The sequence below is a fragment of the Azospirillum formosense genome (genome assembly GCF_040500525.1).
Taxonomy (GTDB): domain Bacteria; phylum Pseudomonadota; class Alphaproteobacteria; order Azospirillales; family Azospirillaceae; genus Azospirillum; species Azospirillum formosense_A.
In genome coordinates, this window is record NZ_CP159403.1 from 1,300,104 (window position 1) to 1,313,496 (window position 13,393).

Annotated in this window: 11 protein-coding genes; 2 read left to right on the forward strand and 9 right to left on the reverse strand. The window is 70.7% G+C overall.

Annotation, left to right across the window (positions count from 1 at the left end; translation table 11 throughout):
* Window positions 1-42: 42 nt before the first annotated feature.
* The 8 genes from ABVN73_RS19050 to ABVN73_RS19085 all read right to left on the reverse strand — a co-directional run bounded on the left by ABVN73_RS19050 (window position 43) and on the right by ABVN73_RS19085 (window position 8,466).
* On the reverse strand, window positions 43-573 hold the full coding sequence (locus ABVN73_RS19050; protein ID WP_353859826.1) for a flagellar biosynthesis regulator FlaF: 531 nt from the start codon (window positions 571-573) through the stop codon (window positions 43-45).
* A 92-nt stretch (window positions 574-665) separates the two neighbouring features.
* On the reverse strand, window positions 666-1,694 hold the full coding sequence (locus ABVN73_RS19055) for a glycosyltransferase family 9 protein (protein ID WP_353859827.1): 1,029 nt from the start codon (window positions 1,692-1,694) through the stop codon (window positions 666-668).
* Window positions 1,695-1,711: 17 nt separating this feature from the next.
* Window positions 1,712-2,833, reverse strand: coding sequence for an LPS export ABC transporter permease LptF (gene lptF / locus ABVN73_RS19060; protein ID WP_353859828.1), 1,122 nt, complete (start codon window positions 2,831-2,833; stop codon window positions 1,712-1,714).
* Between the two features lie 135 nt (window positions 2,834-2,968).
* Entirely contained in the window at window positions 2,969-4,681 is a 1,713-nt protein-coding gene (locus ABVN73_RS19065) for a methyl-accepting chemotaxis protein (protein ID WP_353859829.1), read from the reverse strand.
* A gap of 152 nt (window positions 4,682-4,833) precedes the next feature.
* Window positions 4,834-5,559 (reverse strand): ABC transporter ATP-binding protein, encoded by a 726-nt coding sequence (locus ABVN73_RS19070; RefSeq protein ID WP_353859830.1) that lies wholly within the window; start codon window positions 5,557-5,559, stop codon window positions 4,834-4,836.
* Window positions 5,559-6,548 (reverse strand): branched-chain amino acid ABC transporter permease, encoded by a 990-nt coding sequence (locus ABVN73_RS19075; protein WP_035677175.1) that lies wholly within the window; start codon window positions 6,546-6,548, stop codon window positions 5,559-5,561. The genes ABVN73_RS19070 and ABVN73_RS19075 overlap by 1 nt, the downstream gene beginning before the upstream one ends.
* Entirely contained in the window at window positions 6,545-7,414 is an 870-nt protein-coding gene (locus ABVN73_RS19080; protein ID WP_353859831.1) for a branched-chain amino acid ABC transporter permease, read from the reverse strand. The genes ABVN73_RS19075 and ABVN73_RS19080 overlap by 4 nt, the downstream gene beginning before the upstream one ends.
* Before the next feature lie 98 nt (window positions 7,415-7,512).
* Complete coding sequence (locus tag ABVN73_RS19085) at window positions 7,513-8,466, reverse strand: L,D-transpeptidase (RefSeq protein WP_353859832.1); 954 nt, start codon at window positions 8,464-8,466, stop codon at window positions 7,513-7,515.
* Window positions 8,467-8,540: 74 nt separating this feature from the next.
* Here ABVN73_RS19085 and ABVN73_RS19090 point away from each other — a divergent pair, with 74 nt between their 5' ends.
* Complete coding sequence (locus ABVN73_RS19090; RefSeq protein ID WP_353859833.1) at window positions 8,541-10,334, forward strand: tetratricopeptide repeat protein; 1,794 nt, start codon at window positions 8,541-8,543, stop codon at window positions 10,332-10,334.
* Window positions 10,335-10,404: 70 nt separating this feature from the next.
* On the opposite strand, the gene ABVN73_RS19095 is transcribed toward ABVN73_RS19090, so the two are convergent.
* Complete coding sequence (locus ABVN73_RS19095) at window positions 10,405-11,679, reverse strand: ABC transporter substrate-binding protein (RefSeq protein WP_353859834.1); 1,275 nt, start codon at window positions 11,677-11,679, stop codon at window positions 10,405-10,407.
* A 114-nt stretch (window positions 11,680-11,793) separates the two neighbouring features.
* On the opposite strand from ABVN73_RS19095, the gene ABVN73_RS19100 reads away from it, so the two are divergent.
* The gene (locus ABVN73_RS19100) at window positions 11,794-13,200 is read left to right on the forward strand and encodes a tetratricopeptide repeat protein (RefSeq protein ID WP_353859835.1); all 1,407 of its coding nucleotides are present in this window, start codon (window positions 11,794-11,796) and stop codon (window positions 13,198-13,200) included.
* The last annotated feature ends 193 nt before the right edge of the window (window positions 13,201-13,393 follow it).

Below are 13,393 nucleotides of genomic sequence, written 5' to 3' on the forward strand. Positions count from 1 at the left end.
GGCGGCGGCTCGCCCCTCCCCCGCGACGAGGGGAGGGAACGGTCACCGAACAAAAAAACCGGCGCCCCGAAGGGCGCCGGTTTCTCTTTTGAAGCGGGTGGCCTCAGATGGAGATCCGCAAGGACTGGCGCGGCGGCTGGCTGTCCGGCGCCGGGACCTGGGCGCCATCGGCGGACGCGCCACCGCCTGCGGAGCGGGCTGCCCCTGGGCGGGCGCGTCGGGGCGGGCGGTCAGCCCGCTGGCCACCGACCGGTTGATGCTGATGAGCGTGTCCAGCTTCGACACGTCGAGATCGATCAGGCGGGCGACCGTCTCGCGATCGACCAGCAGCGACAAGGCGGCGATGTTGGTGCGCACCTCGGGCGGATGACCGCAATCATCCTCGGTCATCGCGGCCTGGAAGATCGTCCACAGGCGCTGGTTCAACTGCAGGGCGGCGCGGAGCGTCTCTTCGTTCACGGGGCTGCGCCCGGCATCGATCAGGCGTCGTGACGCCTCCGCCAAAGCCCAGGCCTCGACATCACGGGGATTGTCGGAGGTCGGCTTGTTCGCGTATGTCGGTGTCGGCTTCATTCCAAACCCTCGGGACAGGCCGCCGGACAGAGCAATGCTGTATCAGGTCCGGACCGGAAGGATTGTCAGCGATCCTTCAATTCTTGTCAACTTTAGGGACCTGTTTCCGGTGATTTGCAAGGATTTGTCACGACTTCACCGCACTCCGGTCCTGCAGTGCCCGTCATTGCGGGGGCCGGCCCCGCCGGCCCGAACAATTCCTCCGCCGCCCGCTCGACCGCGTCCACGGAAATGCCGTCCATCAGGCCGGTGGCCTGCGGGTCGGCCTTCTGGCGGGCCAAAAGTTCGGACCGCGGAACCCGGCTGATCACGGTGCGCGCCGCCACGCCCCAAGGGCCGTAGGTCTCCGGGAAACCCGGCCCGAACAGCCCGACGGTCGGCGTGCCGGCGGCGGCGGCGATGTGCATCAGCCCGGAATCGTTGCCGATGTAGAGCGCCGCCCGGCGCACGCAGGCCGCCGCCGCCATGGGATCGGTGCGCCCGGTCAGGTCGATGGCGCGGCTGCCCAGCGCCTCCAGGACCGGTCGCGCGCGCTCGCGCTCCGGCCCGGCGGCCAGGACGGCGACGCGCCGGCCGGACAACCGGCCGCCGGGGCCAGTCAGCCGCGTTGCAAGCTCGGCGAAGCGGTCGGCCGGCCACTCCTTGCCGGTCCAGTTCGCGGTCGGGCCGATCGCCAGGAACGGCTCCGCCCCACCGGTCAGCAGCCGGTCGGCCTCGGCCTCGGCCGCCGCGTCGATCCACAGGCGGGGCGGCGGCGGCGGCGACAGGCCGAGCACCCGCCCGATCTCCTCCACCTTGTGGAGACGCGGGGCGCGGGCGTGGAAGAAACGGCGCTTCGCCAGGACAAGCCGGCCGACCGCGGAATTGCGCAGGTCCACCACCAGATCCCAGCGCGTGCCGACGCAGGCCCGCCACAGGTCGATCCAATGCCGCGCCCAGGCCCGCTTCGGCATCGGAAGCAGCCGCTCCAGTCCCGGCACCGAGCGGAACAGGGGCGCCGGCAGCGGGCCGCAGGCGATGGTCAGCGCGGCGTCCGGATGCCGCTCCGTCAGATGGGCCAGCAGCCCGGTGGAAAGAACCGCGTCACCGAGACGGTTGGAGGTGATGAACAGGATGCGCAAGACCCGGCCCGCCTCCCTCAGCCCGCCGTCGCTTCGCCGCCGGGCGGCACGCGCCGCCGCAGGTTGCGCGACAGGATCCAGGCGGCCGGCAGCAGCGCCGCCAGCGGCAGCACATACATCAGCGGCACCAGCGCGCTGACCTTGGCGGCCAGGCTGGACAGGCCGAGAACGCCGGCCTGGATGGACATCACCACCAGCACCGCGGTGGTCACCCGCACCGACTGGCCCCGCCGGTTGAACTCGCCCGACAGCAGGCAGGCCAGCGCCACCATGGTGTAGGCCAGCGCCAGCAGGGGCGAGGACAGGCGGTGGTGCAACTCCGCCAGCAGGTCCCGCATCATCTTCGGGTCCTGCGCCATCTGCGGCGACGGGTGCAGCAGCTCGTCGGTGGAGCGCTCGCGGGCGTCCGGATAGCGCTCGGCGTTGGCGCTGCTCAGCACCTTCAGGTCGACCGCGTACCGTTCGAAAAAGAGCTGCGACAGCCGGTTGGTCTTGCGGTCCAGCTCCTGCCGGTTGCCGTTGTAGACGACGAAGCGCGCGCCCTCCGCCCCGGTCAGCATCACCGCCCGCTCGCCCATGATCGTCACCGGCTTTTCCAGCACGCGGCCGTCATGGATGATCACGTTGTGCAGGTTGGCCTCGCTGTCGCGCTCGCGCACGAAGACGCTGAAGCGGTCGCCCACCTCGTTGAACACGCCTTCGCGCAGGAACAGCTGCGAGTAGTCGCTGCGCACGGCGTATTCCATGTGCACCAGCTCCTGGTGGGCGGCGGGCGTCAGCCAGAGGTTCAGCACATAGACGACCACCGTCACGCCGGAGGCCAGAAGCATCGCCGGAGCGGCCAGGGCGAAGGGGCCGACGCCGGCGGCGCGCATCACCACCAGCTCGCTGTCGGTCGCCAGCCGGTTGTAGGTGAACAGCACCGCCCCGACCAGCGCCAGGGGCAGCACGATGCCGAGGAAGGTCGGCACCGTCAGGACGAGCAGCCACAGGAACACCCGCATCGGCGCCCCGGCTTCCACCACCATCTCGATCAGCCGCAAGGACTGGCTCAGCCAGATCGTCAGAGTCAGGCCGGCCGTGGAATAGAGAAGGGCGATCAGAAGATTGCGGAAGAGATAGCGTTGCAGTCGGTTCATGTGCTTGCGTCACGGGGAAGCCCGGCGAGAAGCTGACGGGCTCGGGCGTCCGGGTCAAGTGCTGATCTGGAAACAGACCCGGCGCACCGAACTTTTGCTTCCCGTTGCACCGTTCCCTGTCCGCCGTCCGCCGCGTCAGGCGGTGCGCACCGCGGTCAGGAACACCTCCACCTTGCTGCGCAGCCCGTCGGCCTGATCGGACAGCGATCCCGCGGCCTCCAGCACGTTGCGGGCGGCGCTGCCGGTCTCGCTGGCCGCCCGGTTCACGTCGGCGATGTTGGAGGTCACATCCTGCGTGCCGACGGCGGCCTGCTGGATGTTTCGGGCGATCTCGCGCGTCGCCGCCTGCTGCTGCTCGACCGCCGCGGCGATGGTCGAGGCGACCTCGCTGATTCGGCCGATGGTGCCCATCACGTCGCCGATGGAGGCGACCGCCCCCTCGGTCTCGCTGCGGACCGAGACGATCTTCGCGGCGATCTCGTCGGTGGCGCGGGTGGTCTGGTCGGCCAGCGCCTTCACCTCCGCCGCCACGACGGCGAAGCCCTTGCCCATCTCGCCGGCCCGCGCCGCCTCGATGGTGGCGTTGAGCGCCAGCAGCCGGGTCTGCGAGGCCACCTGGGTGATCAGGTCGATCACCGCGACGATCTCCGCCGAGGCGCTGGCGAGGCTGCGCATCGCCTGATCGGCGCGTTCGGCCTTGTGCACCGCCTCGTCGGCGATGGCGGTGCTGCTGGCGACCTGCCGCCCGATCTCCTGCACCGAGGCGGCCAGCTCCTCCGTCGCGGTGGCGACGGTCTGCACGTTGGCGCTCGCCTGCTCCGACGCGCCGGCCACGGTCACCGACTGGCGGGTGGTCTGCTCCGCCGTGGCGGCGAGCTGGCTGGCCGTCGCCTTCATCTGCACCGCGGCGGCGGAGACCGAGCCGAGCACGGCCGCCGCCTCGCGGTCGAAGCGGCCGGTCAGCTCCTCGATGGCGCGGGCGCGGCGGGCGCGGACGTCCTGCTCCGCGTGCTCGCGCGCCGCCGCCTCGCGCGCGGCGATCATGTTGTCCTTGAAGACCAGGACGGCCTTGGCCATCTGCCCGATCTCGTCGCCCCGCCCGGTGGCCGGCACGGGGGTCGCGGCGTCGCCGTCGGCCAGCCGCCGCATCGCCTCGGTCATGGCGCCGAGCGGCCGCACGATGGAACGGGAGGTCAGCAGGACCGCCCCCGCCGCGATCAGCAGCCCCAGGGTCAGCAGGACCGCCTGGATCATCACAAGACGGTCGGCGCCGTGGATCATCCCCTCCGTGTCGGCCTGCAGAAGGGCGCGCTGGCGCGGGATCAGGCCGCTGGCGTCGTTGGAGCGGGCGTCGCCGACCAGCAGGCTCATCACCTGGTTGGCGCGCGGGATCGCGTCGTCGTTGAGGGAATTCAGCGCCCCCATCTGGTCGCCGATGGTGCCCAGCGATTCGGCCATGTCCTGATCGCGGCGCAGATGGTCGAGCAGCGGCTTCACCGCGTCCCAGGTGGCCTGCACCTGCGGATCGGACCAGCGGGCGGACAGGCCGTCCAGCTCCTGGCGCAGCGCGTCGATGCGGTCCCAGGCGACGTTGCGCTCCTGCTTCAGATCCTCGCGGTTGGTCAGCAGATAGCCCTGCATGGCCGCGTTGGTCGCGGTGACCGCCGCCACGATGCCCTGCCCGGCCAGCGCCGTCGGCATGCGGACATCGGCCACCAGACGGCTGAGCGACTTCCCGTTGTCGGTCAGCAGCAGGCCGGTGCCGACCGTCACCACCAGCACCGCGATCACCGACGCGAAGCCGACGGTCAGCCGCTGGCCAATCCGCAGATTGCCAAGTGCCTTCATTCGTTCCTCCCGTGCAGCACCCTTTCCGGACGCTCGTTTTCTCGACCGTGCGTTGCCGTGCCGGTCGTTGCCCTTATCTAGGAACGAATGATGGGCCAACAAACATTAAAGGAGTGTTTCCGGCGTCACGACGCCGTGTGTCCGATGGCGGGTCAGAGATCCTCGGCGCCCAGGTACGATTCGATCACCTTGGGGTTCGCCACGACTTCCGCCGGCAGGCCGTCGGCGATCTTCTCGCCATGGTCGAGTACGACCACTTGGTCGGAGAGGGCCATCACCGCGCGCATCACATGCTCGATCATCAGGATCGTCATGCCCTCGCGCCGGTTCAGGTCGCGCAGCACCTCGACCATGCGGTCCACCTCGGTCGGGCGCAGGCCGGCCAGAACCTCGTCCAGCAGCAGAAGGATCGGGCGGGTGGCGAGGGCGCGGGCGACCTCCAGCCGCTTGCGGTCCGGCAGGGTCAGGCTGCGCGCCGGGCGGGCGGCCTGATCGGCCAGACCCAGCCGGTCCAGCACCGACCGGGCGTGGTCGCGCGCCGCCGCCACCGACCGTTCGCGGGCCAGCGCGCCGACGATCACATTCTCCTCGACCGACAGCTGCCCGAAGGGCTTGACGATCTGGAAGGTCCGGCCGATCCCGGCGGCGCAGACGCGGTTGGGCTTCAGCCCGGTGATCGGCGCGCCCTTCAGATGCACCCGCCCCTCGTCGGGCGGGAAGACCCCGGCGATCAGGTTGAAGGTGGTCGTCTTGCCGGCGCCGTTCGGCCCGATCAGCGCGACGATCCGGCCCTCCGGTACGGAGAAGCCGACGTTGGAGACGGCCTTCAGTCCGCGGAACCGCTTGGACAGGCCCTCGACCTCGAGAAGCGCCGCCATCACGCGTCCTCCCCGGGGCGGCGGACGAGCCCCAGCCGGGCGGCCAGCCACGGCCACACCCCGTCGGGGCGGTAGACGACGATCACCACGAGCGCCACCCCGTAGAACAGCTGCTTGAGGCCCGGCAGGTCGAAGCCGGTCGCCTCGATCAGGAAGGTCAGCAGCTCGCCCAGCGGGGTCAGGATGAAGGCCCCGAGGATCGGCCCGATCAGCGTGCCGATGCCGCCGACGATGGCCGGCAGGATGATCTCGATGGAGCGGCCCATGGAGAAGACCTGCTCCGGGAACAGGTTGTTGAAGTAGAAGGCCTGGAACACCCCGCCCAGCGCCGTCAGCGCCGAGGACACGGCCACCGCCGCGATGCGGGCGCGGAACAGGTCGACGCCGACCGCCTCGGCCGCCTCCGGCTCCTCGCGCACGGCCAGCCACTGGTAGCCCAGGCGGCTGTGCAGCAGGACCCGCGACAGGGCCAGCGCGGCCAGCACCAGCGCCAGAATCACGTAGTAGAACAGTTCCGGCGAGCCGCGCAGGTTCAGCAGGTCGTTGCCGGCGTCGCCGGCCACCGGGATGAAGAAGCCGCCCGAGCCGCCGAACCACTGCAGATGGTCGAAGCCGATGCGCGCCACCTCGGCGAAGGCGATGGTCAGCAGCGCGAAATGCACGCCGCGCACGCCGAAGCGGAAGCCCAGGAAGCCGATGAAGCAGCCCGCCGCCGTCGCCGCCAGCATGGCCACCCACATTCCCGCCCAGGGGCCGATCCCGAAATGCACGAACAGCGCCGCGCTGGCGTAGGCCCCCAGCCCGACGTAGAGCGCGTGGCCCAGCGACAGCAGGCCGGAGAAGCCCATCATCACGTTCCACGCCTGCCCGACATAGGCGAACCACAGCACCGTGGTCAGCACCGACAGGACGTAGCGGTCGGCGATCATCGGCGCGGCCAGCAGCAGCGCGCCGCACAGCGCCAGAAGGACGATCCCGCGCCCCGTCACGACCGTTTCCCCAGCAGGCCCTGCGGGCGCAGCAGCAACACCACGATCAGCACACCATAGCTGAAGAGGGATTTGAGCGAGGGGTCCAGCAGGAAGCCGGCCATCGCCTCCGAGAAGCCGATCAGCATGCCGCCCAGCAGGGCGCCCGGCAGGCTGCCCAGCCCGCCGACGATGACGATGATGAAGCTCAGCAGCGTGTATTCCGGAGCGAGCTGGGGCCGGGAGTCGACCAGCAGCGTCATCAGCGCCCCGGCGATGCCCACCACCGCGGCGCCGATGCCGAAGGTCAGCGCGTAGAGCCCGTCGATGTTCAGCCCGACGACGCGGGCGCCCAGCGGGTTGTCGGCGCAGGCGCGGATGGCCTTGCCGGTGCGGCTGAAGCGGAAGAAGGCGAACAGCGCCACCGTCACCACGATCGCCCCGGCCCCGGCGCGCAGCCGAACCGCGTCGAGCAGCAGCGGCCCGATCTCCACCGTGTCGAAGCTGTAGGGCACCATGACGTTGCGCGAATCCGGCCCGAACAGCATCAGCATGGCGTTCAGGATGATCGTCGCAATGCCCAGCAGCAGGATGAACTGCATGTGCTCGGGCCGCTCCACGAAGCGGTTGACCAGCCCGCGCTGGAGCAGCCAGCCGAAGGCGAACAGCACCGCCGCCACGACCGGCGCCGCCAGGATCGGGTCGAGCCCGAGCAGGCTGGCCAGCAGAACGGCGCCGTACATGCCGGCGACCATCATCTCGCCGTGCGCGAAGTTGACCACGCGCACCACGCCGAAGATGACCGACAGGCCGAGCGCCGCCAGCCCGTAGACCAGCCCGGTCAGCAGGCCCGACGCGGCGATGTTCAGGTAATAGTCAAACGGCATGCATCATTCGCCCTTGGGAGAGCCCCGGATGGCCAAGCCTGAGCGGCGTAGCAGTCCTTCGTAGTCGTGACAAGTTTCCTGTGCGGATCGGCCGGCGCTCAGCGGCGCTTCGCCTCCTCCAGCCGCACGCTCAGGGCGTCGCGCAGGCAGGCCTCCGCGGCGGCGGCGACCGCCGGGTCCGCCTCCATGCCGCGGCGGACCCAGCAGCGGGCGGTGATGCGGTCGTCGAAGCGGCGCTCCTCCTGGAGCAGCGCGTAGGCGGCGTCGTCGCGGCGCTCCGCCGGCAGGGCGGCGAGATGGCGCTGGTGCAGCCCGCGCGCCCGCCCGTCCAGTGCGGCGAGGTCCGGCACCGTGCAGATCATCCGGCGCAGCGGCGCGCCGGACGTGGCGCAGCGCGGATCGGCCAGGATGGGAAGAGGCGGCGCGACCTTTGGCGGCGGCGCCGGAATCGGTGGCGGGGAAGTCGCCGCGGCGACCGCGACGGCGGGTTGTGGCGACGGGAGGACGGCCGGCCCGGAAACGACTCGGACGGGGGTTCCCACCGGCACGGCCTCGAACAGGGTGGTGATGTCGGCGGGCAGCATGCGGAAACAGCCGCCGCTGGCCCGGCGGCCCACCGAGCCGGGCTCGTTGGTGCCGTGGATGGCGATGGCCGTCCAGCCGAGGTCGAGCGCGAACCTGCCCAGCGGATTCGACGGACCCGGCGGCACCGACGCCGGCAGCGACGGGTTTTCCCGGCGCTGGTTGGCGGTCGGGTGCCAGGTCGGGTTGCGCCGCTTGCGCAGGACCCGGCTGTCCCCCAGCGGAATCGCCACGCCGGGCCGCCCGATGGCGACCGGGAAGGATCGCGGCGGGCGCCCCTCCTCCAGCAGATGAAGCCGGCGCTCGGCCAGGCTGATGACGATTTGCCGCGCCGGAACACTCCCAGCGCTGGTTTCGGCGGTGGTGGCGCCGTCCTGCGCGCGCGGGGCGCCGGGCGAAACGAGCGCCAGGGCAATCGCCAGGGTTGCCGTCGGGACGAGATGCCACAAGAATGTCGCGGTGCGCTGCATGGGAAAAGTTCAGCGCATCCGCCCTAAAAGCGCGTAAACATGCCGTCAGGGACCAAGCAGCAGGAACGCCGACCATGGACACCATCGAACAGACGCTGGCCGTTGCGACCGAACACCACCGCGCCGGCCGCACCACGGAGGCGGAAAGCCTGTACCGCGAGGTGCTGGCGGCGTCGCCCGGCCATCCGGACGCGCTGCATCTGCTTGGCGTCCTCGGGCTGCAGGGCGGGCGGCCGGCGGAGGCCGTGGACCTGATCGGACGGGCGGTGGCCGGCGACCCGACCTCGCCCCTGCTGCACGCCAACCTGGGACACGCCCTGCACGCCACCGGCCAGACCCGCGACGCGGCGCTGAGCTTCGCCCGCGCCCTGACCCTGCTGACCAACGACGGCGAAGGCTGGGGCAACGTCAGCGCGCTGGCCGGGCTGATCCGCCGCTACGACGACGAGACCCGCCGCGCCGCGGCGGCGGAGGTCGACACGGCCTACGCCATGGGCGACGTGATGCGCCGCCATTCGCTGCTGTTCCTGCTCGACGGCGACATCGCCCGGTACGAGGCGCTGACGGACGCCGTCCTGGAAGACCCGATGCGCTTCACCGTGCCGTCGATCCACTACGCCTTCTGGGGCATGGCGATGCAGCTGTTCCAGGGCGCGGCGCGGCGCGGCGACTCCGGCGCCTTCCAGTCCGGGAACCTCACCGACTATTACCGCCTGATGGTGGACGAGACGGCCCTGCGCTACCACCTGCGCCGCCGCATGAAGCGCGCCACGCCGCGCGACACCGTCAAGCGGGTCGCCCTGATCACCAACCAGATGCTCGGCGCCGGCCACCAGCCCACGGCGGACGCCTTCGACTTCGCCCGCCGCCTGCAGGACGAGTTCGGGCGCGAGGTGGTCATCATCAACCCGAACGCCATGGCGATCACCGGCGAGAACGGCTTCGTCCCCGAATATTCCTACAACATCACCGAGGAGTATGAGGGGGAGCAGGTCATCGCCGCCTTCGGCGCGCGGGTCCGCATGATGTCCTTCCCGCAGAAGCGCTTCGACGAGGAGAAGGTGAACGCCATCGTCGATTATGTGGACGGCTTCGACCCCGACGTCATCGTCGCCTTCGGCGGCTCCAACGTGGTGGCCGACCTGTTCTCCGGCGCCCGCCCGGTGATCTGCCTGCCGACCTCCTCCGGCCTGCCGCTGTCCATGGCCCGGCTGGTGCTGGGCTATGGCGAGGCCGACACCGCCGAGGGCTGGCCGGCGGACATGGCGGAACGCTTCCGCCCCTTCTCCTTCGGCTGGACCCTGCCGCCCGCCGGGCCGGAGCGCAGCCGCGCCGATTTCGGCCTTCCCGAAGCCGGGCCGCTCTTCCTCGTGGTCGGCAACCGCCTGGACCAGGAGGCCGGACCGGACTTCCTGGCTCTGGTGGATTCGCTGCTCGACCGCCTGCCGGAGGCCCGTATCGCCGTCGCCGGCGGCGTGGAGTCGCTGCCGCAGCGGATCGCGGCCCTGCGCAACGCCGACCGCGTCCACACGCTGGGCGACCTCGACGACGTGCGGGCGCTGCACCGGCTCGCCACCGCCTATCTGAACCCGCGCCGCCAGGGCGGCGGCGGCAGCGCCGCCTTCGCCCTGGCCGACGGGGTTCCGGTGGTGACCGCCGCGGCGGGCGACGTGGCGACCGTCGCCGGGCCGGCCTTCACCGTGGCCGACGACGCGGCCTATCTGGAGCGCGCCGTCGCCCTGGCCGGCGACGCGGCCTTCCGCGACCGGCAGTCCGCCGAGGCCCGCGCCCGCTTCGCGGAGGCCGGCGACCGCCGCGCGTCGGTGGAGCGGCTGCTCGCCTACGCGCTGGAAGCCCAGACGGCGTAAGGAAACGGCATGAAAAGGAAGGGGACGCGGCCACTCAGACCGCGCCCCCTCCCCTCGAACGCCCCGTCGATCAGGCGCGCTTGCCCCAGCCGGGCATCGGGAACACCGGGTCCATCTCCGCCGAGCCCTTGGGCAGGACCACGGTCGGGCGCAGGTTGCGGTTCTGCAGGCAGGCGGAGATGAGCTGCGTGTTCTGCCCCTTCTCGTCGAAGGTGATGGCCGGGCCGACCATCATCTTGTCCTTCAGGTTGGTCTGGCGCAGCGCCTCCAGCAGGGTGGCCGGCTCCGCGGTGCCGGCGCGCTTGAAGGCGTCGGCGGCGACCAGGATCGCCTCCAGCGTGAAGGCGACGTTGAAGGCGTAGCCCTCGAAACGGTCGTTGGGATACTGCTTCTTGAAGGCCGCCTCGACGCGCTTGGTCAGCTCCGCCTTGGGGTCGTACCAGGGCAGGTTGGTGATGGCGTAGTCGGCGTACTTGCCCAGCACCTTGTAGAACTGCTCGTCATACAGGCCGGGCGAACCGGGGGAGACGATGCCCTTGGGCTCCCAGCGCTGCTTGACCATCTCGCGCACCAGCATGATGGCGTCGTTGGCGCGGGTGGTGACGATGGCGAGTTCGGCGCCGGTCGCCTTGGCCTTGGCCACCTCGACCGCGAGATCCTGGGCCTTGGGGTCGTAGGAGATGTTGTCGACGATGCCGAAGGGCATGTCCAGCTTCGGGAACAGGGCGTCCATCGCCTGCTTCTGCGCCATGCCGAAGGTGTCGTTGGCGTGCAGGAACACCGCCGTCTTCGGGGTGACGCCGCTGACCGCGAACAGGTCCTTCATCAGCGCCAGCCCGTTGGTGACGAGCATGGTCGAGGTCGGGAAGTTGCGGAAGACGGTCTTGTAGCCCTGCTCGGTCAGGCGGTCGGCGGCGGCGATGTTCATCACCAGGGGCACGCCGCGCTGCTCGCAGACCTGCGCCGCCGCCGCGGTTTGGCCGCTGTCGAAGGCGCCGACGATGACGTTGGCGCCGTCGTTGATCAGCTTCTCGGCGCGCGAGCGGGCGACGTCCACGTTCGATTCGGTGTCGGCGGACAGGATCTCGACCTTGTAGCCGAGTTCGCCGAGGATGGCCGGCGCGATCTCGGCGCCGCGCTGGCAGGCCTGGCCCGCCTGGGCGAGCAGGCCGGAGCGGGGCAGCAGCACGCCCACCTTCAGCGCGGCGCCCTGCGCGAAGGCCGGCGCCCGGCCGAAGGCGGCGAGCGCGCCGGCCGAGAGGGCGACCGAGGCCGCGGCGGTGCCGAACTGACGGCGGGTGAGTCCTCCCGTGGACCCATTCTTGCTGATGCGATGATCGTTCATTATCGGGTGTTTCCCTGAGGCGTGGTCCCGGAGCGGATGATTTCCCCGCAATTGCCTTTGTGTCAAAGTGGAATCCACCGGAAGGCGACACACGGACGAAACGGACCCCACCGAATGGCGACCATCGAGGAGGCGCTCGGCATCGCGCTCGACCATCTGAAGGCCGGGCGGCAGGCCGAGGCGATGGACCTGTACGGGCGGATCCTGGACGCCGATCCCGACAACCCGGACGCGCTGCACCGGCTCGGCCTGCTGACCGCGCTGGGCGGCGACCGGGAGCGCGGCATGGCGATGATCGCGCGTTCGGTGGAGCGGGACGGCGGGGACGCCGACGCGCATTTCAACCTGGGCGCGCTGCTCCACGTCGCGTGGCGGACGGAGGAGGCGATCGCCGCCTACCGCCGGGCGCTGGCGCTGCGCCCGGACTTTCCCGACGCCGAGTACCATCTGAGCGAGGCCCTGCAGGCCATCGGCCGCATCGGGGAGGCGCTGGAGGCGTTGGACGCGCTGTTGGCCCGCCACCCGCATTTCGTGCCCGGCTGGCGGCAGAAGGGCGACATCGAGGCCGATCTCGGCCGCCCCGGCGCCGCCGTGTCCTTCTACGAGATGGCGCTCGCCATCGATCCTCGGGACGAGGGGGCGCGCGAGCGGCTGGCGGTCCAGGCGGCAGCCTACCGCGCCCGCCGCGCCATCCTCGACGGGGCCGGGCCGGACGGGCGGCTGGACCTGCGCGACGTCACTGTCCTGGTCCCCTTCCGCGCCGACAGCGCCGACCGCAAGCGCAACCTGCGCTGGATCGTCTCCTTCCTCCTCAAGCACGCCGACACCACCGTCCTGATCGGGGAGGACAAGGCGGGGCCGAGCGACGTCGCCGACGCGCTGGGGCCGGAGCTGACCGCCCGCTGCCGTCACCTGCATCTGATCGGCAACGACACGCCCTTCACCCACAAGGCCCACCTGCTCAACCGCATGGTCGAGGCGGCGGAAACCCCGATCGTCGCCCTGCACGACACCGACGTCGTGGTCGATCCCGTCCAATATGTCCTGGCCCGCGACGCGGTGCGGGACGGGGCGGTCATGGCCTTTCCCTACAACGGGCTGTTCTTCTGGATTCTCGGGCGGGAGGTCCACCGCTTCGGCCACACGCTGTCGGCGGCGCCGCTGAACGCGGTCTGCCCGCGCTTCCCGCTGATGCACCGCGATTCGCCGGGCGGCGGCGCGTTTTTCGACCGGGCGGCTCTGCTGGCGGCGGGCGGCTACAACGAGCGCTTCGTCTCCTGGGGCTACGAGGACGACGAGATCGTCGAGCGGCTGCGCCGTCTGGGCCTGCGGGTCGAGCGGGTGCCCGGGCCGCTCTACCATCTGGAGCACGCGCGGCCCGAGAACTCCACCGACCGGAACCCCTTCATCGACGCCAACAAGGCAGAACTGGAGCGCATCAGGGCCATGGACGCCGACGCGCTGCGCGCCGAGATCGCCACCGGACGCCTGCGCCGCCCGCTGTTCTCCAGCGCCGGGTAGGTCGGTGAGCCGGTCAGCCGGCCTTGTCCAAGGCGAACTGCTCCTTGATGAACCGGGCGGACGCCTCCTTTGCCATGCCCCCGGTCTCCTCTAATTTAAGACATTCTAATTCGTTGAAATTGTACGGTCTCGCAAAGGGAAATGCGGAGCAACCCAGCCCTGCCCGCTGTTTCGGTGTGGCTCCCTTCACCAT

Excerpts from the sequence above, each read along its gene's own strand:
- ABVN73_RS19050 (WP_353859826.1), bottom strand. The coding sequence starts at position 573 with ATGAAGCCGACACCGACATACGCGAACAAGCCGACCTCCGACAATCCC.
- lptF (WP_353859828.1), bottom strand. The coding sequence starts at position 2,833 with ATGAACCGACTGCAACGCTATCTCTTCCGCAATCTTCTGATCGCCCTT.
- ABVN73_RS19065 (WP_353859829.1), bottom strand. The coding sequence starts at position 4,681 with ATGAAGGCACTTGGCAATCTGCGGATTGGCCAGCGGCTGACCGTCGGC.
- ABVN73_RS19070 (WP_353859830.1), bottom strand. The coding sequence starts at position 5,559 with ATGGCGGCGCTTCTCGAGGTCGAGGGCCTGTCCAAGCGGTTCCGCGGA.
- ABVN73_RS19080 (WP_353859831.1), bottom strand. The coding sequence starts at position 7,414 with ATGCCGTTTGACTATTACCTGAACATCGCCGCGTCGGGCCTGCTGACC.
- ABVN73_RS19085 (WP_353859832.1), bottom strand. The coding sequence starts at position 8,466 with ATGCAGCGCACCGCGACATTCTTGTGGCATCTCGTCCCGACGGCAACC.
- ABVN73_RS19090 (WP_353859833.1), top strand. The coding sequence starts at position 8,541 with ATGGACACCATCGAACAGACGCTGGCCGTTGCGACCGAACACCACCGC.
- ABVN73_RS19095 (WP_353859834.1), bottom strand. The coding sequence starts at position 11,679 with ATGAACGATCATCGCATCAGCAAGAATGGGTCCACGGGAGGACTCACC.
- ABVN73_RS19100 (WP_353859835.1), top strand. The coding sequence starts at position 11,794 with ATGGCGACCATCGAGGAGGCGCTCGGCATCGCGCTCGACCATCTGAAG.